Origin of the sequence: Bacillus sp. REN16 (assembly GCF_020731355.1) — a bacterium.
Taxonomy (GTDB): domain Bacteria; phylum Bacillota; class Bacilli; order Bacillales; family Bacillaceae_L; genus Ferdinandcohnia.
Map to the genome: position 1 here is coordinate 66,980 of NZ_JAJFZK010000013.1, position 20,591 is coordinate 87,570.

21 protein-coding genes and 1 pseudogene are annotated in these 20,591 nt (G+C 37.7%); 13 read left to right on the forward strand and 9 right to left on the reverse strand.

Features of this window, described 5'->3' with window-relative positions:
* Positions 1-34 precede the first annotated feature (34 nt).
* The 4 genes from LKW28_RS17605 to proI all read right to left on the reverse strand — a co-directional run bounded on the left by LKW28_RS17605 (position 35) and on the right by proI (position 4,296).
* Positions 35-847, reverse strand: coding sequence for a hypothetical protein (locus LKW28_RS17605; protein ID WP_229141746.1), 813 nt, complete (start codon positions 845-847; stop codon positions 35-37).
* A gap of 57 nt (positions 848-904) precedes the next feature.
* A complete protein-coding gene (locus LKW28_RS17610; protein WP_229141747.1) occupies positions 905-2,044 on the reverse strand; it encodes a CAP domain-containing protein in 1,140 nt (379 codons plus the stop codon).
* Positions 2,045-2,129: 85 nt separating this feature from the next.
* On the reverse strand, positions 2,130-3,329 hold the full coding sequence (locus tag LKW28_RS17615) for an MFS transporter (RefSeq protein ID WP_229141750.1): 1,200 nt from the start codon (positions 3,327-3,329) through the stop codon (positions 2,130-2,132).
* A 121-nt stretch (positions 3,330-3,450) separates the two neighbouring features.
* Positions 3,451-4,296, reverse strand: a complete 846-nt coding sequence (gene proI / locus LKW28_RS17620; protein WP_229141751.1) for a pyrroline-5-carboxylate reductase ProI — start codon at positions 4,294-4,296, stop codon at positions 3,451-3,453.
* Positions 4,297-4,743: 447 nt separating this feature from the next.
* On the opposite strand from proI, the gene LKW28_RS17625 reads away from it, so the two are divergent.
* The 7 genes from LKW28_RS17625 to LKW28_RS17655 all read left to right on the forward strand — a co-directional run bounded on the left by LKW28_RS17625 (position 4,744) and on the right by LKW28_RS17655 (position 11,157).
* Complete coding sequence (locus LKW28_RS17625; protein WP_229141753.1) at positions 4,744-5,709, forward strand: MBL fold metallo-hydrolase; 966 nt, start codon at positions 4,744-4,746, stop codon at positions 5,707-5,709.
* 22 nt (positions 5,710-5,731) lie between these two features.
* Positions 5,732-6,526 carry an SDR family NAD(P)-dependent oxidoreductase gene (locus tag LKW28_RS17630; protein ID WP_229141754.1) on the forward strand — a complete coding sequence of 265 codons (795 nt, stop codon included), beginning with the start codon at positions 5,732-5,734 and terminating at the stop codon, positions 6,524-6,526.
* 402 nt (positions 6,527-6,928) lie between these two features.
* The gene (locus LKW28_RS17635; protein ID WP_229141756.1) at positions 6,929-7,969 is read left to right on the forward strand and encodes a glutathione S-transferase family protein; all 1,041 of its coding nucleotides are present in this window, start codon (positions 6,929-6,931) and stop codon (positions 7,967-7,969) included.
* Positions 7,970-7,981: 12 nt separating this feature from the next.
* Positions 7,982-8,482 (forward strand): GNAT family N-acetyltransferase, encoded by a 501-nt coding sequence (locus tag LKW28_RS17640; RefSeq protein ID WP_229141758.1) that lies wholly within the window; start codon positions 7,982-7,984, stop codon positions 8,480-8,482.
* A 234-nt stretch (positions 8,483-8,716) separates the two neighbouring features.
* Positions 8,717-10,018 carry a DEAD/DEAH box helicase gene (locus LKW28_RS17645; protein ID WP_229141760.1) on the forward strand — a complete coding sequence of 434 codons (1,302 nt, stop codon included), beginning with the start codon at positions 8,717-8,719 and terminating at the stop codon, positions 10,016-10,018.
* Positions 10,019-10,098: 80 nt separating this feature from the next.
* On the forward strand, positions 10,099-10,710 hold the full coding sequence (locus LKW28_RS17650) for a branched-chain amino acid aminotransferase (protein WP_229141762.1): 612 nt from the start codon (positions 10,099-10,101) through the stop codon (positions 10,708-10,710).
* 75 nt (positions 10,711-10,785) lie between these two features.
* Positions 10,786-11,157 carry a nucleotide excision repair endonuclease gene (locus LKW28_RS17655; RefSeq protein WP_229141763.1) on the forward strand — a complete coding sequence of 124 codons (372 nt, stop codon included), beginning with the start codon at positions 10,786-10,788 and terminating at the stop codon, positions 11,155-11,157.
* 152 nt (positions 11,158-11,309) lie between these two features.
* Here LKW28_RS17655 and LKW28_RS17660 read toward each other — a convergent pair whose 3' ends face one another.
* Entirely contained in the window at positions 11,310-12,206 is an 897-nt protein-coding gene (locus LKW28_RS17660) for a transposase (protein ID WP_229141764.1), read from the reverse strand.
* 331 nt (positions 12,207-12,537) lie between these two features.
* Here LKW28_RS17660 and LKW28_RS17665 point away from each other — a divergent pair, with 331 nt between their 5' ends.
* Genes LKW28_RS17665 through nadR form a run of 3 tightly spaced genes read left to right on the forward strand, consistent with a single transcriptional unit; the run spans position 12,538 to position 15,101 of the window.
* Complete coding sequence (locus LKW28_RS17665) at positions 12,538-13,320, forward strand: NUDIX domain-containing protein (RefSeq protein ID WP_229141765.1); 783 nt, start codon at positions 12,538-12,540, stop codon at positions 13,318-13,320.
* Between the two features lie 60 nt (positions 13,321-13,380).
* The gene (pnuC, locus tag LKW28_RS17670; RefSeq protein ID WP_229141766.1) at positions 13,381-14,079 is read left to right on the forward strand and encodes a nicotinamide riboside transporter PnuC; all 699 of its coding nucleotides are present in this window, start codon (positions 13,381-13,383) and stop codon (positions 14,077-14,079) included.
* Complete coding sequence (gene nadR, locus LKW28_RS17675; protein WP_229141767.1) at positions 14,076-15,101, forward strand: multifunctional transcriptional regulator/nicotinamide-nucleotide adenylyltransferase/ribosylnicotinamide kinase NadR; 1,026 nt, start codon at positions 14,076-14,078, stop codon at positions 15,099-15,101. Before pnuC ends, nadR begins: the two co-directional genes overlap by 4 nt.
* Positions 15,102-15,311: 210 nt before the next feature.
* Here the strand turns inward: nadR and LKW28_RS17680 are convergent, their stop codons facing one another.
* Both LKW28_RS17680 and LKW28_RS17685 read right to left on the reverse strand, forming a co-directional pair.
* On the reverse strand, positions 15,312-16,088 hold the full coding sequence (locus LKW28_RS17680; RefSeq protein WP_229141768.1) for a type II toxin-antitoxin system VapC family toxin: 777 nt from the start codon (positions 16,086-16,088) through the stop codon (positions 15,312-15,314).
* Positions 16,088-16,261 (reverse strand): hypothetical protein, encoded by a 174-nt coding sequence (locus tag LKW28_RS17685; RefSeq protein ID WP_229141769.1) that lies wholly within the window; start codon positions 16,259-16,261, stop codon positions 16,088-16,090. Before LKW28_RS17685 ends, LKW28_RS17680 begins: the two co-directional genes overlap by 1 nt.
* Positions 16,262-16,337: 76 nt before the next feature.
* On the opposite strand from LKW28_RS17685, the pseudogene LKW28_RS17690 reads away from it, so the two are divergent.
* A pseudogene (locus tag LKW28_RS17690) lies at positions 16,338-16,484 on the forward strand (MerR family DNA-binding transcriptional regulator); the annotation flags it as partial.
* Positions 16,485-16,504: 20 nt separating this feature from the next.
* Here LKW28_RS17690 and LKW28_RS17695 read toward each other — a convergent pair.
* Positions 16,505-16,957, reverse strand: coding sequence for a DUF2269 family protein (locus LKW28_RS17695; RefSeq protein WP_229141770.1), 453 nt, complete (start codon positions 16,955-16,957; stop codon positions 16,505-16,507).
* Positions 16,958-17,184: 227 nt separating this feature from the next.
* On the opposite strand from LKW28_RS17695, the gene LKW28_RS17700 reads away from it, so the two are divergent.
* Positions 17,185-17,862 (forward strand): SOS response-associated peptidase, encoded by a 678-nt coding sequence (locus tag LKW28_RS17700; protein ID WP_229141771.1) that lies wholly within the window; start codon positions 17,185-17,187, stop codon positions 17,860-17,862.
* Positions 17,863-18,222: 360 nt separating this feature from the next.
* The gene (locus tag LKW28_RS17705) at positions 18,223-19,158 is read left to right on the forward strand and encodes a hypothetical protein (RefSeq protein WP_229141772.1); all 936 of its coding nucleotides are present in this window, start codon (positions 18,223-18,225) and stop codon (positions 19,156-19,158) included.
* A 299-nt stretch (positions 19,159-19,457) separates the two neighbouring features.
* Here the strand turns inward: LKW28_RS17705 and LKW28_RS17710 are convergent, their stop codons facing one another.
* Positions 19,458-20,300, reverse strand: a complete 843-nt coding sequence (locus LKW28_RS17710) for an aldo/keto reductase (RefSeq protein WP_229141773.1) — start codon at positions 20,298-20,300, stop codon at positions 19,458-19,460.
* Between the last annotated feature and the right edge of the window lie 291 nt (positions 20,301-20,591).

Below are 20,591 nucleotides of genomic sequence, written 5' to 3' on the forward strand. Positions count from 1 at the left end.
AAAGCATCGACATTCCCAGTGTCGATGCTTTTGTTCATTTATAAGGTACTTCGGCTAATTTCTTACCCGTTTCTGTACTTATAAGAGCCACTTTCGTAGGCACATAGTGTTGAGTTTGATTATCAAATACATATCTAGTTTCAAAAAACGCAATTACATCATAATGAGCAATGCCTGAAACGGCTCGGATCGCCACGATTTCCTGAGGCTTCATTTTTGTTAATTTATCAAAACGGTAGCTTGAAGCCGGGTCAACCCAAGTTTCGATTGCCTCAAGCCGTTTCTGTAATTCTTCCTTATCTGGAAAATCCTTATAGCGGTCCTCTGATAACGGAATGACTGCTTCTAAGTCAGTCTGCTTATCAATAAACTCGATTTGATAATCGCCCATATATTTCATTGAAAAACGCTTTTTCGCCTCATCAAACCATCCAGAAGTATTAGGATCCTTAAAAATTTCCTCGATTTTTTCACCAGTATAGCTTAAGACCGTTAATCCAGTTATGCCTCCACTTCCAACTGAATGAAAATAGAGGAGAATATCCTGCTTGCCATTCTGAAGGACATCTGCAAATTTCATGTCAGCCAGCTGGTATAAGTCCTGTTTATTATGATAGGTACCTAATTGTTTACCATTGATTTTTAAAGACCACTCATTCGCAAGATTGTATTGATTTTTTCTCGCATATAATTCAATGATATCCTTTTTACCATCACCGTCTAAATCAATAAACTCCTTTTGAACGATTGTAAAGGGGCCATACTCCACATCGTTTTGCTGGGCCATAGTCACACTGTGAAAACCGATGAGAAGGCCTAACATTACTAAAAATCGTACCAGTTTCACAAAATCACCTCTTTGGTAGGTTAACCAAAAAGGGAGGCAGATATAGGTAAAACTTTCTTATTTTGTATAAAAGTTCTCCGTATAATAAGGATGCGATTCTGCATTAAAGGCAACTCCAACTCCTAAATACGTATATTCCTTTTTTAAAATATTTTCTCGATGTCCCATTGAGTTCATAAGCCCTTCATGGGCGAAAATACTGCTAAATTGTCCATAGGCCAGATTTTCTCCGGCACTTGTAAAGAAAACTTCGTCCTCAAGCATTCGGTCAAAAGGGGACAGGCCTTTTAAATTTGTATGACTAAAATAGTCGTTGTCCGCCATATCTAAACTATGCTTTCTTGCTGTTTCCTTTACGTGGTCATCCCAGGTTAGAATGCTAAGCCCATGATTGACTCTTGACGCATTTGTAAGATCAAATAATTGATATTCAAAGCCTACTTTTAATTGTTCACTTGAGTTTGTATAAAAATCTGTTCGATTTTGTTCAAGTGCTTCGGAAACGATTTGAATCGAAGTCACCGTGTTGTTTTCGTGTTTATCGTAAAAGAGAGTGACATAGGTGTTATCAATATGGAAGACATCATAGTCCCGGTCCTGCTGAAACTCATAATAAACAAATCCTTTTTGGATCCGTGTCATAGGTTCACCAAGTAGATTAAGAGCATCCTGTTTTGGTGTTCCGCGTTTGATTCCTTTCAATGATGAAATAAGGTTTTGATTCGTGTATAAGCCAACAACTTGATCCTGAGAATCATAGGCAACCATCATAAAATTATGGTAGTTTTCATGATACGTAAACCAGTTCGTTCCATATTCATTTAAAGACGATCGTTTTGCGGCACCAAGCTTTGTTTCTACACTTTGTTTACTCTCACCAAGCTCAATATTATGAATCGAAAAGGACTGTTCACTTGGTACGTGCAGCTCTGGCTTTTCAATTTCTTTTTGGTCAATAATTGAATTTTCCGGTGCTTTTTCTTCAAAGCTTTGCAGTAATGTCGTGATATAGTCGATTCCATCAGTTAGTTTCGTTTTAATCGTTGTGAGTTCCTCAGATTTAGAAACCTTGTCAATCTCAGATGTAATAGTATCGAAAACTGATTGATTCTCAGTTTTAGCAGCGAGCTTATCTATAACAGTCCAACTAGCATATAAGAAAAATAAAAAGGATAAAAATAATAGGATTCTTCTCATACTAACCTCCCATTCCTAATACCATTCTATCCAAATTTCTTCGAAACGATAAGGGTGAAAAACGAAAAAAGGGGAGAGGATCCCCTTATTCTGATGCTGGAGTTGTTGTTTTACCTATCCAAGTATAATAGAGCAAAATGGACATTAGAACTGAAACTGCTGAGGCAATGTAAATTGAATGGTACCCAAAAATATGGGCAATTTGGCCGAATGTAATTGCACCAACCCCAACACCTAAATCAAAGGATGAAAAGAAGGTTGCATTTGCCATACCTCTGCGATGTGCTGAAGCCGATTGTACAGCCCATGCTTGGAGGGCTGGTTGTAGAGCACCAAAGCCAAGACCATACAGAGAGGCGGCAATATACAGGACTAGACTATTAGGTAACCAGGCTAATAGGATCATAGCGAAAACGATCAAAATTGCACCTGGAGCGAAAATAGCTCGATGGCCATGCAAATCATAAATGCGGCCAGCAAATGTACGAGTAATCATTAATGCAATCGCAAATAAAAGAAAGTACCATTCAATCCCGGGTATTTCCTTTTGCACGGTGTAAATGGGTAAAAAGGCAGCAATTCCACCAAATGTAACAGTTATAAAGAATAATAGAATGGAAGGGGGAAGGGCTGTTTTTTCATAAAGGTCCCACTTTTTAGGTGCTTCTTTAACTGGTTCTTGTTTTTTGTAGTGGATTCTGGATGATAGGATGAGTGCCACTAACCCAAGAAGGGCAGAAATGAAAAAGAGCTTTGCAAAGGATATTGTACCAACAAGTGTAAGACCTAAAGATGGTCCAAATGCAAGGGCGATATTGCCGAATAGCCCGAAATAGCCCATTCCTTCGCCACGTCTTTTGGCAGGGATTAAATCTGTTGCAATTGTTCCTGAGGCGGTGGTTGAAAAGCCCCAACCAATCCCTTGAAGGATTCGAAATAAAAATAAAAAAAGCAAGCTTGAGATAAATCCATAGGAGCCAACCGATAAGACAAAGATAGCAAGCCCAAGTAAATAAACGAAGCGACGTCCTCTTTTTTCTAATTGATGGCCAGCAAAAGGTCTGAGCAAGAGTGCAGAAAAGGTAAAGATTCCAACGACCAATCCCATCAGCTGGTCATTGCCTCCTAGTTGTTCAACAAAAAGTGGAATTGTCGGCAATGTCATTTGAAAGCCCAAAAAAATAAAAAAGTTTGAAATACAAATCAGGGTAAAATCGCGGGTCCAAATTTTTTCTTTGGTCATCCTTAATTGTGGTGGTGTTTCCTTAATAAGTTGTGTGCTCATTGAATCTCCCCAATGTGAAATATTTCGGATACAGAAATGATTTCTTTCATTTTACCAAAAATGTCAGTAAAATCCTACCACTTTGCATGGTTGAATTCCACTGACTTTTTAAAATCTGACATTATTTTTCTTGAGACACGGATTGAAGCATAGCTTCTCCAAGTTCAGCTGAACGAGCGGTAGCACGTTTAATGCAGGAGACCATTGCTTGTTGGTAGTTAAATTGCTCCAATACTTTTAAACCAGCTTCTGTTGTACCACCTGGACTAGTCACTTCTTTTCGTAATGCAGCAGGTTGCTTCGGTGAACTTTTCAGCATTTCCGCTGCACCAATAATGGTTTGAAGAATTAATTCCTTTGCAATACTTTTTTCGAGTCCGATATCATCCGCTGCTTTTTCCATCGCCTCAACTAAATAATATACATATGCAGGGCCACTCCCAGATAGACCTGTCACCGCATGAAGATCATTCTCCGAAACAGTTGTAACGATCCCAATCGTTTCAAATAGCTGACGAGCAATTTGAAGATGGTTTTCATTTGCGTACCGCCCTATTGATAAGGCAGTAGCTGATTTCCCGATGGTTGCGGATGTGTTTGGCATTGCACGCACAACGGCAACTTCTTTGTTTAGCAAGTCAGTAATCGTTGTGGTTGCGACTCCTGCCAATACAGAGATGATAAGTTGTTTTTCGCTGACAAATTCCTTTATTTCCAAAACAGCTTCCGCCACGTCCTTTGGCTTTATCGCAAGGATGATGATTCCGGCATTTTCAAGCGTTTCTTGTTTGTTCTGACTAATCGTTACTCCGTAGGTATTGTTTAGCTCCTCTAAGCGTGTATGATTGGAGCGATTCATTACAGAAATTTGGCTGGGTTGAAAGAGCTCTTTTTGTACCATTCCAGAAATCATTGCCTCAGCCATTGAGCCAGCCCCAATAAACGCAATACTTTGTTTCTTTTCCATAACGATCCCTCCGTAAAATAAAATAAAAAAAGACCTATTCCATCCCTGTTAAAGGACGGAAAAGGTCTGCTATCCGCGGTACCACCTTACTTAACATCCGAAAAAATAATTTTTTCGATGCTCCACTCGAACCCGTATCGTGGGGAAACGGTTAGGTTTTCCTAACAGCTCATAGGTAGGTTCAATCAAGAAGTGGGCGATGAGATCTTTCAGCCGGTGGATCTCATTCTCTGCTCGTCGTTGCATGATTTACTAGTCCTAATCATAGCCTTTTCGATGTAATATTGATAGTCATTATGCACTGATTTGATTGGGATGTCAAGGGCATATTTAGCCCAATTTTTTTTACATAGCAGATATATTATTTGAATATAATGACAAAGTGAAACTAAAAAGGTAAACTAAAATTGGATGAATGAAACGTTATAAGAACAAAAGGAGATTTATATGAGTAAACTTACGACCACGAAGGATGTATTTAAAATTACCTTGCCCACACCATTTGCTGTCGGGGATGTGAATGTATACGTTGTTAAGGGAGAATCCTTAACCTTAATTGATGCTGGTGCCAAAACGGGAGAAGCATGGGAATCCTTTAATGAGCAGCTTGCTCATCTTGGCTATAAACCATCAGACATCGAACAAATTGTGATTACCCACCATCATCCAGACCATGTTGGGCTTCTTGATTACTTTGGTAAAGATATCCCTATAATTGGTCACCCCAAAAATCAACCGTGGATTAGTCAGGATAAGCAATTCTTTGTCGATAACGAACCGTTTTATAATGAGCTTTTTAATCAATTAGGAATTGATCCACAATTTATGACTTTAATTGATATGGATGAGGAGCTTAAATATTCATGCAGTAGGTCGCTCACAACAACAGTTGGGGAAGGCGATACGATTGAAGGGTTAAATGGCTTTAGGGTGTTGGAGACACCGGGACATGCACAAAGTCATATTGTTTTGTATCGGGAAGAGGATGGATTGCTTATTGCAGGAGATACCCTTTTAGCCAAAATTTCTCCAAACCCTTTACTTGAACCACCACAATTTGGTGAAACAGCGAGACCCAGACCATTAATTCAATATAATAACTCTTTAAGAAAACTTCTAACCCTTGACATATCAAAGGTTGTGACAGGGCACGGCGACGATATTCTGAACCCGCATGACTTAATTCAAGAAAGATTCTTCTCACAAAAAGAGCGGGCATACTATGTTTTGGAAATGATTAAGAAGAAGCCAATGACTGCTTTTGAAATATGCATCAGGTTATTTCCAAGGGTGTATATGAAGCAACCTCTCTTTACGATTTCTGAAACAGTTGGACAGCTTGACTTCCTGGAGGAATTAGGCGAAATAAAGATTGAAGTAGTGGACGGACAATATATCTATCATGCATATTAATACCTGAGGTGAAATAGCCCATATGAATTCTAGACTTAAAGGAAAAACAGTTGTTATTACTGGGGCTTCGAGCGGGATTGGTGAGAAAATAGCCTATCTTGTAGCGGAGCAGGGGGCTTCCCCCATTTTACTTGCTCGAAGCTATGACCAGTTGGAAATAATAGCACAGAACATTCAAGAGGAATACAACGTTAACTGTTTATTTTATAAATTAGATGTACGAGATACGGAGAATGTAAAGGAAGTATTCAAGGACATCCTTCGTCATGTAAAAACAGTGGACGTTCTCGTGAATAACGCAGGGTTCGGTGTGTTTGCAAATGTTGTGGATGCACAAATTGAACAAATGAAAGCAATGTTTGAAGTGAATGTGTTCGGACTCATTTCTTGTACAAAGATGGTATTGCCTGCGATGATTGAGCAAAACACGGGTCACATTATTAATATCGCTTCACAGGCTGGAAAAATTGCAACACCAAAATCAAGCATATATTCTGCTTCAAAGCATGCAGTTCTTGGGTTTACAAATAGCTTAAGGATGGAGCTTTCAAACACAAATATTCATGTAACATCCGTAAATCCTGGACCCATTCGAACACGTTTTTTCGATATTGCAGACGAGACTGGTACATATGCGAAAAATGTAAATCGTTTTATGCTGGATCCTGATGTCGTTGCTTCTAAAATTGTAAATGCGATGTTAACCCCTAAACGTGAAATTAATCTGCCAGGGTGGATGAACGCCGGCAGCATGTTTTATACTCTCTTCCCACGACTTGTTGAAAAAGTGGGGGGAAAGGCGTTTTTTAAGAAATGAATATCGACAATACCCCATTTTTATGGGGTATTTTTTGTTTAATTTGTGAAATCGAATGTATTTTTGTAATCTAAGCACCTGATAACGGTGTTACCGGTATATCACCGAACCGCAAAACGATAAATGGTATACCGCCACTGGTGTTACCGGTATATCATGGAGCTGTGAAACGATAAATGGTATACCGCCAACGGTGATACCGGTATATCGCGGAGCTGTAAAACGATAAATGGTATACCGCAAACGATGTAGGCTAAAAAACAGGCAGATAAACTACCACCGATAGAATGCTTATTTTCTAAGTATTAATTCTTGACGAATGATTTAGATAATGAGTAAATTACATTAAATAGATTGAATTACTGTGCATTAATACAGAAGCAACATGAGGGAGAGAATTACATGAAACAAAATGATCAAACAATTAGCTGTTCAATTCCGGTTGAATCGAAGAATGATTCATCAAAAAAACCAGCAGAAATAAAAGCTGACGGCTCTTTTAACCGTCAAACGAATCGCTTCATTACACCATTTGGAAACCAGTCAGGTGAACTGCCCGTTGAATCTGGCCGCTACCGCTTGTTATGGTCTGCTGCTTGCCCATGGGCACACCGTTCTGTGATCGTTCGTAAAATTCTTGGATTAGAAAAAGCGATAAGCCTAGGAACAGTAAGTCCGTTAAGACCACGAATTGAACGTGTAGATTGGGAGTTTTCCTTAGACGAAAATGGGGTTGATCCAGGCCTGGGTGTTCAGTATGTGAGTGAGGTCTATAAGAATGCAGATCCTGATTATTTAGAGAGACCAACTGTACCGGTCATGGTTGATCTCGAAACCAAAAAGGCTGTTAACAATGATTATTTTAAACTAACCAACTACTTTGAAACCGTTTGGGCTCCGTTTCATAAGGAAAATGCTCCTGATTTATATCCAAACGGTTTGCGCGAAGAAATTGATGCATTGAATGATATCATTTTTCATGATGTAAACAATGGGGTATACAAATGTGGATTTGCCCGTTCGCAGGAAGCCTATGAACAAGCCTATGATACATTGTTTGCTAGATTAGATGAACTAGAGGAACGTCTGTCAAAGCACCGTTTCTTATTTGGGGATTTCATTACAGATTCTGATGTCCGATTCTATACGACATTGGTCCGTTTCGATGCTGCATATTATTCTGCATTTCGAACAAACCGAAATTTAATCCGTGAGTTTAAAAATATACGGGGATATGCCCGTGACTTATACCAGACTCCTGGTTTCGGAGATACGACTGATTTTGATGCGATTAAGCGACATTATCACCTATCTATCACAATCGACCCGGCAAAAGGAGAAGTAAATATTCTTCCTAAAGGGCCGGACGAATCAGTATGGCTATCCGAACATAACCGTGAGCAGTTAAGCGGAAAAAAAGAAAAGTTCTTGAAACAAGGGTAGGTGCATGCAGTCATGAAAATTCGTGATGCAAAACAGGATGAATTGGATTTTATTCGTGAACAACGAGTTGCTGCGTATTTTGAGCATTCAAGGGAAATTCCAGCCGCTCATTGGCAAGCTCTTAAAGAGGGCATTTCTTCTGATGCGGATCGCATACAGGGTTCTGAGCTTATTGTGTGCGAAATCAATGAAAAAATTGTCGGAAGTGTAGTCTTGTTTCCAGCTAACACAGACGCATATAATGGGCAGTTAGAAGAGTTAGATTATCCGGAAATACGAATGCTGGCAGTTAGTCCTGAGGCTCGAGGCAAAGGAGTTGCTTCTGCACTAATTACCGAATGCATCCAGCGTTCACAAGCAAAGAATCACCAATTCATCGGACTGCATACTGGCGAGTTCATGAAAGAGGCGATTCAATTATATACAAAACACGGTTTCGAGCGTTTACCGCAATATGATTTTGAGCCTGCAAATGACGGGATTGTTGTTATGGCGTTTCGCTTGTCAATATAATCTGGAAAAATGGAATTCGCATTTTAATACGTGATTCGGGGCCTATCTCTCGAATTTTGGGGCCTGTCCCTCAGTGCGGTAATTTTTACCATACTGAGCGACAGGCTCCTTTTTCAAAAAAAGGGCACATATTAATAATCCGAACCGCTCTGTAAATACTACCAATATGATATAGTAAATAAGCCTTAGAACAATTACAACGGCATTTATATTAGAAAAGAGACGTGATTAGCCTTGGCAGATTTTTTACAACTTGGTATTCGAAAAGAAATTAACCATACATTAAAGTCATTAGGAATAGTAACTCCAACTCCAATACAGGAACGGACGATTCCATCCGTGCTTAAGGGGAAGGATGTGATTGCAAAAGCACAAACTGGAACAGGAAAGACGTTGGCTTTTGTTCTTCCGATTCTTGAAAAGATTGATGTGCAGAACCCGGATGTTCAAGCACTTATTTTAACCCCAACCCGAGAATTAGCTCTGCAAATTTCAAAAGAAATAAAAAAAATGATCGAGAACGTTGAGGGTGCCAAAGTGTTATCTGTATACGGCGGTCAGGATGTGGAGCATCAATTAAAAAAGTTAAAGGGTGCCCAGCATATTGTCGTGGCAACTCCTGGTCGATTATTAGACCATATTCGCCGTGGTACAATTGATCTTTCAACGATTGAGAGGCTTGTAATAGATGAAGCCGACCAAATGCTGCTGATGGGGTTTCTTCCAGAGGTAGATGACATCATTAGTGAAACGTTCCCTTCAAGACAAACCATGCTTTTTTCAGCAACAATGCCTAATGAAATTCAAACTCTTGCCAAAAAATATATGGTAGAGCCAGAGTTCATCGAAGTGAAAGCCAAAAAAGTAACGGTTGAAGAGGTTAAACAGGTTGTGATTGAAACAACTGACCGGAGAAAACAAGCCACTTTATTGCATTTAATCGAAGAACATCGTCCTTTTTTAGCGATTATCTTCTGTCGTACAAAAGTTCGTGCTACAAAGCTGCACGAAGCGCTGATTGCGGGCGGATATGAATCAGACGAGCTGCATGGTGATTTACCACAGTCCAAACGTGAAAAAGCGATGAAACGATTTCGTGAAGCGAAAACACAATTTCTGGTGGCAACCGACGTTGCTGCAAGGGGACTTGATGTTGAAGGGGTGACCCATGTCTATAACTATGATATTCCACATGATGCTGAAAGCTATATTCACCGGATTGGGCGAACTGGACGTGCAGGTGGAGATGGGGTTGCCTATACGTTAGTAGCCCCTAAGGATATGGAGTTCCTCCGAATGATAGAAAAAGGAATCAATCAAAAATTAGACATCCAAGTGATTAAAGGAATAAGTATCCCTGATCGTGAGGATTACCAGCGCGCAAGCAGCGAGCCTATAAAAGAAAATAAACGCTCGGAAGGTAGAGGTAGAGACGGAAGGAAGGCCGCACCGTTTTCTTCAAATAGAAAACCAAATGATAGGCGAGCAAAAAGCAATCCAAGCAATCCAACAAAAGATAGAAGACGTTCTCGTTAAGAGTAATGATAGAAAATGAGTGCCTTCCTTTTAAAACAGGGAAGGCACCATCTCAGCACCAAATTCAGGAGGATACACCTATGTTACATAAACAAATGGAAAAATACATATCAACAGAGTTGATGAATAAACCTACGGCAGAAAAGGTTGAACTGTATCAAGAGGAAAAAGAGTACATTGAAAAATATGAATGGATTCCAAATGACGTGACAATAATTGAAAAAGATCCTACCACACGTTTCCTTGAAGCGTACATTGAAAGGTGTGAGAAGGAAACAGAAGGAACTATCTCAACAGAATTATTCGTTTTTTTGGAACATCCGATTGACTACCTTCAAAAACACAAGAATGAATTTCTATACTTTGAATCTAATTGGTTGGATCTAATCGGTGTTGATGCGATTTCGTTTGAAGTGAATGATGTATTTGGAACATACGACGTGATGGCAGGATTAAAGCTGCAGAAAAAGTTTGGGACATCTCTTAAAGAAAATTTGAGAACAAATTTACATGGAGATGAAGCAAAATTTGAATTGATTTTTAATCAAAATGATGGCTTATGGGACTTGAATTTCGCTTTGAATTATGTGAATGGGTTTAAAGAGGAGATGTCATTGGAGGAAGCATTTCGGTTAATTTATCGATTTTTATTTAAACTAGTAGAGAGAATTGAAGAAGAAGCAAGGGCATGAATTAACTGTTATATCGCATTTCTTTCCTGCATATGATACCATTTATCTTTATACAAAAAGAGGACGTGATTACACATGATAAAAATTAGCATACCTACTCCAGATATTACGATTACAGAACGGAAACAAACTCCGAAAGAAAATGAACCAAAAATCAAGGACATTTATGGATTTATTGATTTCCATCTAATACCGAGGGATAAAGGCGGCATTTTCTTGTTTTATAATATTAATGATGAGCTTCTTTTTGTTGGAAAGGCGCGGAAACTACGCCAACGGATTAAAAAACATTTCGAAGATACTGTTTCACCTATTAAAGCGCACAGAGACGAAGTACATAAAATCGATATTTGCATAGTTGAAGATCCAATGGAACGTGAAATTTACGAAACATATATCATTAATGCACTCCAGTCGAAATATAACGTGGACAAAGTATTTTATTAAAGGGGCTATTTAGTTAAGCCCCAGGTGTTCCGAAGCATTATCTGACTGAGGGACTGGCCTCAATATAAGGAAATAATGGATTTCGAAGAATTGGCTAATGACTATCTGATTAGGCTAAAGTGTAGCTTAATTTAAGTCCCACAGTCTCCGAGCTAATATTGAGAACTATTTTTTATTATTTCCTTCACTTTTTCCAAACTTATTCCTGAATAGTCAGCGATTTGTTCAACTGAGAGTCCTCTTTTATGCATATTTTTCACTAATTCCACACCTCTTTTTTCCATTCCTTTTTCTATTCCTCTTTCAAAATAGGAATTGGGTAATTCCAAAATTCTGTCCGCTTCCTCTTCTGGTAATTTCGCAATTTCTTTTTCCACCTGGACTTCCTCCTCCCTTGTTAATTTTAAATAGGTTTCAAAAAATCCATATAGTAATTCCATTCTTGCTGGATCTAATTCCATTCGACTTATCATTCGTAAAAATTCCAATCTTACTTGAATTCGTTCTTCTTTAGTATATCCCATATTACTTAACAGTGCCGCTACGGCCGGGTTATCTGTTTTAATGAATTCCCGCCAGTTCTTTTTTTTTAGATGAAGTTGTAAGTAGTTGAATTCTAAGATTTGGGAAGTTGGAAAATTAATCGTGAATTTTTGTGGGATATCTTTACGTTCATTATAGCTAAAAACTGCAATGGGTAAAATAGGAATACGGTATTTTTCATAAAGGCGAGACAAGTAGATAAACATTCTTTCGTTAAATTCTTCCTGGTAATAAGATTGGGGTTCCACATGGATAAGGATTAACTTATCTTCAAATTTCATTGTGACCTCTGCTAAAATATCAATTCTTCTTTTCTCACCTTTAAAAATATCCGTAATAACCTCTTGTTCCATAAACTTAACAGTTGAAAAATTGATAAAGGCGCATTCTTCAGGGAAAAATGCTTCCATGAATTCCTGGAAAAAGGATTTTATTAACATCTTAAACAAACGGTCATGGTCAATATATGTTGATTTTTTTTCTTTTATCAAAGTTGTATCTAGCAAAACATCACTACCTTTCAAGACTTTTTACAATAATCAAATTTATTCTGTAATCATAAAACTAGCATCTTTTTGCTACCTCAACAAACTACCAAAAAATGAATTATATGGAAAAACAATAATAAAATATCCTTTTTCTTCTATTTGAATTTCAATTTCATGGTATATAAATCATTGTAAAGTCCAATTTAGATACTAAAAACTAGGTAATGCCATCAATTGAAAAGGTCACTTTTTGTCGAGAAATTCATGTGACATTTTTTGAAAGTATTTGATATAATAACAATTAACAAAATGTTAATTAAAAAATTAAGCAGAATGAGGTGAGCAATGAATGAGTGAGGATCTGTTACGCTATGATGTGAGCAAGTATCGGACTCCGGATGGGTATACGAGCGATATTGCTGTTTTTACAATTATTTCAACTGAAGTAGCTCCGTATAAGCCACCAAAAAAGACATTAAAAATTATGCTAATTAAACGAGCAGAGAAAACCAGAGAAGGCGAGTCAAATATAGAAAGCGGAAAATGGGCTTTGCCAGGTGGATTTATTAGACCGGAGGAAACGGCATATGATGCAGCAATTCGCGAATTAAGAGAAGAAACGGGTATTGATGGATTAAAGGTAAAGCACTTTGGTGTATACGACAAATTTGGTCGAGACGAGCGGGGCTGGATTATTTCAAATGCTCATTATGCGATTGTTCCTGAAGATAAACTAGTAAAAAGAAGGGCTGCCGAGGATGCAGTCGAGGTAGAGCTATTCTCGATGGATGAAGTGTTTAAGCTGAACCTAGCCTTTGATCACAAGCAAATCATAGACGATGCGATTTGGTTCATCAAAAAAGACATGTCATTAACAACACTCGCGAAAAACTTCTTACCAAATGAATTTGTCCTATCAGAATTGCAAGGGGTATTGTTAACCGTCATGGATGAGCCGTGGCTAAAGCTAGATTCACAATTTTTTAGAAAAGCCCCAACACTTCCCTTTGTTGAAAAAGTAATGAAGGATGGAATACCTCAAAAAACAAATCGTTGGTCGAAAAATAATGCCCAACTATACCGATTTAATGATTTTAATCCGTATGTATCAATCTATAATGCCAAATACTAAATTTTTTTCAAATTATTAATTAACAATTTGATAATTAATAATCAATAAGGAGTGGGGAAAATGAAGACGTTAAAGGACTGGACGTTGTTTGAAATACTATGGCTTGTGACGTTTACGTGTGTGAATGTGTATTTATTTTATGCTTGGGATGATACGATTCTCGGATTAATTACTTCGATTTCAGGAATGTTATGTGTCGTGTTGGTTGCGAAAGGAAAGATTAGCAATTACTATTTTGGGATTATCCAAACTGGCACGTATGCCTACATCTCATACGGTTATGGCCTGTATGGGGAGGTTATGTTGAATGCTTTGTTTTACTTCCCATTACAATTTGTAGGACTTTATTTATGGACGAAACATAAAACAAAACAAACCGTACATGGGGAAGAAATTCAAGTAAGTGCTTTAACGAAAAAAGGATGGACCATTACTTTATCTTCATTTCTGGTCATCTTTGTACTCTATGCCTACATACTAGGAAAAATAGGAGGCAATGTAGTCTGGATTGATTCGGCAACGACTACTTTATCGGTTATCGCGCAGATTCTTATGCTCAAGCGATATACAGAGCAGTGGTTATTTTGGATTGCGGTAAATGTACTATCCATCGCTCTTTGGATAAAAGCTTTACTTTTACAAGGAGGAAACGATATATCCATGCTTGTCATGTGGTCGGCATTTCTAATTAATAGTATGTACGGATATTACAACTGGTCGAAAGTGTATAAAAACCAAAAGGGGGAGAAATTGGTATGAAAAAGGTTGGATTTTACGGCGGAAAGTTTTTACCTTTGCATCAAGGTCATGTGTTTGCGATCATCAAAGCATCAAGCATGGTGGATGAATTGTATGTGGTATTGTCACATAGTGAAAAAAGGGATCGGGAGTTGTGTGAGGGGAGCCAGTTTCCTTATGTTCCAAGTCGGATTCGGCTGCGCTGGCTTTCACAACTGACGAAAGAAATGAAACACGTCAAGGTTATAGAAGTAGAAGATGATGCTAGTGATGAAGATTATAATTGGGAGGAAGGGGCCAACCAAATAAAAACAGCGATTGGGAAGAACATTGATGTAGTGTTTAGCTCTGAAGTGGAATATGGGCCGATTTTTAAAAGACTCTATACGGAGGCAACCCACATTTTGATTGATGAAAAAAGGGACCAGGTTCCGATATCGGCAACTGAAATTCGTAAGAAAGGTGTGTTTCATTACTGGCAGTACATTCCCGAAGTAGCTAGACCATTTTTCGTAAAAAAAGTAGTCATTTTGGGTACAGAAAGCTGTGGGAAATCAACCCTAACAAGAAATCTGGCCCATATTTTTAACACGTCTTACGTAAGTGAATATGGCAGGGATTTCTGCGAGGAGTTGGGAGGCTGTGACGGAATTATGATTGAGGAGGATTACCCTCTCATTGCATTCGGCCATAAAATAAAAGAATATGAAGCTTGTAAACTGGCAAATAAGATTGTCTTTATCGACACTGAAGCAGCTGTCACTCAATTTTATTCTGAACTCTATAATCAACAAACTCAGCAGATATTAGATGAAATTGCCAAGCTTCAACAATACGACCTTTGCCTCTATTTAGAACCTGATGTGAAATGGGTCGATGATGGATTAAGGGTGCATGGAGAACAAGAAGTGCGAGAAGAAAATAATCAGCGCTTGAAAGAAATATTGAAACAAAGTGGAATCAAGTACGTAAGTATAAAAGGGACCTATCAGGAGCGACTTGAAAAATCGATTGAGTTGATACGAGGGAGACTTGGGGTTTAAAAATTCTTCCGATTTTGTAATTGCGGATAACGGGGCCAGACCCTAAAGACCCTAAGTTTGCTATATCAATACAGCACTAAAGCATTAATTCAGCTTGTGTCTGGCCCCTTTTTTTCAATCTATTAAGCTTCCGATTTGATATTCTATCAAAAAGACGAACCCGCATTTGAATGCTCTTTTAACTTTTTGTTAGTTTAAAGGGCCTGTTAGTTAGTTCATGAATTTAGCCGCAAATGCGTCTGGACCACCGACAGCATCTTCTATAATTGATTTGAGATTTTGGTCAAGTTCTTCAATACGATTCAAAGCACGATTTTTTTTCTTATAGAAGTTGTCAGGTATTTGTGCTGTGAAAAATTCAAATTCACTATTATCAACAGGGTTTTTTATCGATACTGTTTTAAAATCATTATCAAAGGTTAGTATATTACCAGAATTGCTGGCCGCCGCAGCTGCTATTAGAGCATCATTTGACTGAAGGGGTACTGACTTGGCGAAATCCATACCTGAACGAATTACAGCAAAACTAGTATTAGAGAGCTTAAATAATCTTGACTCAATAATTCCAGATAATTGCCTAGTAGATTCTGAGTTATAGTATCTTAATAAAGAAGGATCTTCATGGTTCTTTACTATCTCTGGGATAAAAGTTGCACGTATTTCGTTCTTTTTATCGTTATACTGCTTTTCAGTTCCTTCATTTGAGGCTAACCATAATGTATGACGCTCGCTATCTTTCCACTCTTGAAATTTTAGTTCTGTGTAGATCCCGCGGGCTAATACATCAATTGCTTCAGATAGAACTGTTTCACTGACATAAAGCCTTGCTTCTTTTTGAAGTAAAAAAAGTGTATGTATAACAGTTGAGATATGAAAAGGATGTTTAGAATTAATAAAAGCAATGAGATAATTTGTGTCAATAAAAAAAGCATCCCCGTTGTAATTGTTTCCGGGGACGCAATATTCTTCAAGGTATTTAATATTCATTATTCTTTTCCTCTTACTTCCCGGCATATTTGATCAGAATTTTCACCAATATCAACAGTACCTACTGATTTGGATAATAGCTTTAATTTCTCTTGGAAAGAAAGTTCCTGTTCCTGTGCAGGTTCAATAGTTGGAGATTGGATGGTCATATCTTTATCATCCTCCTTGTTCATCTTCAACACCTCCTAGAATAAGCATTACCAAAAATAACTTATAATAAAAGGTATGTCTTGAATATATAACTATTCTATAAAAAAAGATGCTAAATGGCAACAATTTCCTATACTGTGTTTACTATCTATCGGGGAATTCTCCGAAGGAACCGGCAACCCGATAAGAACACTGCATTACTATGATGAAATTGGATTGCTTTCTCCTAAGAAGCACCCTTCATCTTAGAGAATATGAAGAAATACTTAAAATGGTTTAACTGACATGAGAATAATCATAACAATAGCAATTAATGCAGACCCCATACCTGCCATACCAATAGTTTTATTGAGTGTTAAAATTTCATTTGGGATATCATCACCTTGATGATTATTTAACAGTGCTGCTGCTTTTTTCGTTCTTTTTCCAGCAAAACCAACAGCCAAATAGTGAGCCACAAAATATAGAATAATAGAGGCGATATACCATATTTGTGTAAATAAATGTGGATTCATCACGCCCATCACTAATCCTGTAAGTAATAAAACAATGCTCCCAATCGTCACTACTTTTTCTGCTTTTTCCATGATTTTATTAACCAATTGCAAACTTTCTTTCGTTGTGCCAAAAGACTGAATAACCGGGAATATAAAACTAGGCCCCATACCTATCACCGCAGCTAAAACATGGATTAATACCAGTCCACCGTAAAGCGTCATGTTTCTTCCCCCTATAACCTTTTATTTTTGCATTTTTTATTATACATTTGATTTGTTCATATTTTTTAAAAAGTTAAACATTTTTTATAAAAAACTTTATCAAGGATATGGCTTTTAATTCTATTACCTAACTCCAAGTGTATGAAGCCGTGCCAATTGTCGCCGGGCGAGTACCGTATCAATTAGTTTGCTATACTATATGTATCAAATTTATGAGGTGGAATAACATGTGCGGTCGATTTACTTTATTTGCTGAATTCGACGATATTATGGAACGTTTTGGAATCGAAGCTGCAATTCCAGGGGAATCATATAGTCCTAATTACAATGTAGCTCCATCCCATTCGGTCTTATCAGTTATTAACGATGGTAAGAAAAATAGATTAGGGTATTTAAGATGGGGGCTTATTCCGCCGTGGGCAAAGGATGAAAAAATCGGATATAAAATGATAAATGCAAGGGCTGAGACTCTTGCAGAAAAACCAAGTTATCGGAATGCATACAAAAAGAAGCGTTGTTTAATCATTGCCGATAGCTTTTATGAGTGGAAACGTCATGAGGACAAAAGTAAAACCCCGATGAGAATTAAGCTCAAATCGAATGAAATGTTTGCCATGGCCGGATTGTGGGAACGATGGAATTCGCCCAATGGAGAATCCATTTTTTCGTGTTCGGTTATTACTACTACACCGAATGAACTTGTTCAGGACATTCATGATCGAATGCCTGTGATTCTAAAACCTGAAGACGAGAAGTTTTGGTTAGACCCTTCAAATGAAAACACTAATGACTTAAATGATTTGTTAAGGCCTTTTCCAATGGAATTGATGGAGGCATATGAGGTATCCAGCGAGGTTAATTCACCTAAAAATAACTCTCCGAACTTAATACAGGAAATGTGCTAACATTATGAGTCCAAATAAAGGATTTAAGGAGTAGGCTATGACAAAAATTAAGGGCAAAATGTAATTGATACACTAAAGATCTATTTCCTCATCTTATGTCAGTACTTGAATTAGTTCATGCAGGGGGAAAGTTAACCATTAATAGTTCGGACGAGTATATTGTTAACAGGAAGATGAATAAAACTGTGACTGGGACCAAGGAAGAAATCACTAGATGAAAGAGGATAAATAGAGAAAGGGAAAGCATCTGTCTCAGCACCTTTATCATTTTCACTAAACATAGTAAATTTGGTGGAGGAAAATCAAGTTTTTTGTCGAATATATTGTATGCTTGAAAAAATAAGGAAAGGAAAATATTATATGACAAAAGACGATAGTATTCCAAGAAACCATAAGGACATCGGACTCCGATCCCTCGCTGTCATGTTTAAAAATGAATTTCTGCCCTTTACTGGAATGCAACTCCCAAAGGTGAAGGATGTTATTGAAACCAATGTTCCTACCATTCAAATGAAAGACCGAGGAATGGATCTTAATTTTCTACTTGAGGATAACACAATTGCTCACATAGAATTCGAATCGGACACCCTCAACATTAACGACCTCATACGTTTTGGCCACTACGATCTCCAACTTTATCAACAACGCCAACAAAAAATTCGCCGTATCATCATTTTCTCAGCTGGAGTCCAAGATACCACTATGCAAAAACTTGATATTGGAAGCGTCATTCAAAAACATGAATGTCTATTTCTTGAACACGACTTTGATGGGGATGAAATTTTTAGTAAAATAAAGGCAAGCATAAATAATAACGAAGCATTCTCAAACATTGAAAAATTACAGGTTATTTTATTACCGATGATGAAATCGCGGAAATCAACGATTTCCAAAAGAGCATATGAGCTAACAAATATCTTAAAGAATTACCATGATGTAGATGCAGCATTTTATCTTATAGCTGCAATGGTGGCTGTTAATTATAGCGGAATTGATGATGCAGAAAAAGAAAAAATACTGGAGGTGCTAGAAATGGCAAAGCCGTTTGAAGAGCTGTATAAAAAATTCGAAGAAAGAGGATTTGAAAAGGGAATAGAGGAAGGAAGACAAGAAGGGAGACAAGAAGGAAGACAGGAAGGGAGACAAGAGGGGAAAGCAGAGGGAAAAAAAGAAGGACAAAAAGAAGAAAAGATTGCAATTGCAAAAAAACTCTTAATAAAAGGGATGGAACCGAGGGCGATTGCTGACATAACTGGATTAACACTACATGAAATTGAAAATCTAGGTAATTCGTAATTTAAAAAGTAATAGGAAACAGGGACAGACCCTTTTACATCATCAATATGACGTAAGAGGGTCTGTCTTTTTTTAAAAGGATATCCGCTATTTTCAACTAGGATAATATTTGTACAGAAGAGGGTATATGTCCCAAAAAACGGAAATCGGATATCAAAGATATGCTTTAGCCTAGCAAAACTTTATCATAGCGGGGGAAGGCTCCGCGATTATGACCTCTACTTAACTCCAACTACGGCACACCCTCCGTATAATCAATTAAATATTTAGTAGCCTGCATCATATATTAGGAAATCGATTTAAAATTCCTCATAAACCGCAGGATCCTGATTGGCAATCCTTCCATCTGGCTGGCTAAGGGCTGAAATCATTGCCATTTCTGCTTCATCCAGAGAGAAGTCAAAAATAGAAAGGTTCTCTACCTGGCGAACTGGTGATGCTGATTTAGGTATGGAAATCGCTCCAAGCTGATAGTGCCAACGTAAAACAATTTGTGGAATCGTCTTTTTATGATGTGCAGCGATCGTTCGAAGTGTATCATTCTCTAAGTCTTTAATGCCACGAGTGAATGGACTCCAAGATTCTGTCGCAATATTTTTTTCTTCATGATATTTTCTTTGTTCAGCTTGGTTAAAGAATGGGTGTAACTCAATTTGATTAATGCTTGGTTTGACACCGGTCTCTTTTTCCAAACGGTCTAAGTGTTCAGGTAAGAAATTACAAACCCCGATTGAACGAATAAGTCCCCATTTTTTAGCATCAATCAAAGCCTGCCAAGCTTCTACATATGTATCTTTATTAGGGTTCGGCCAATGAATGAGATATAGATCATAATAATCAAGATTCGCTCGATAAAGCGATTCTTGAATAGTTGCTTTTGCTTTATCGTATTTGTGATAGCGACCAGGAAGTTTGGAAGTAATGAGTAAATCTTGTCTCGGTACAGTACTACGGCGAACTGCTTCTCCTACCGCTCCTTCGTTTTCGTAATTATAAGCCGAGTCAATCAGACGATAGCCGTTATGAATCGCACTGACGATGGCATTTACTCCATCATTTCCTTTAAGCGGGTATGTACCAAAACCAATCACAGGAATACGTAAGCCATCATTTAACGTAACCTCAGGAATTCTACTTTCCATAAAACAACACTCCCCTCCATTAATATCGCAATAATATCACAATCTTGAAAATTACTCTATTTTGGGGGTTGGAAAGAGAGGAGGGTGTCCACTAATATTGTTTCTTTTCCTTCTCCTAAAACACCAGAACCGTCCCCGCGTTTTCAAAAAACTTTAAAAAGTCCCCCCATTTGTCTTAGCATACATGATGCAGGTTGTTATCCACTCCTTGCTTATTTGGCTCTTTTTTACATACATAAAAGATTCTATAAAAAAGGAGAGGATTAAATGATAAGATAATAGGTAAATAGT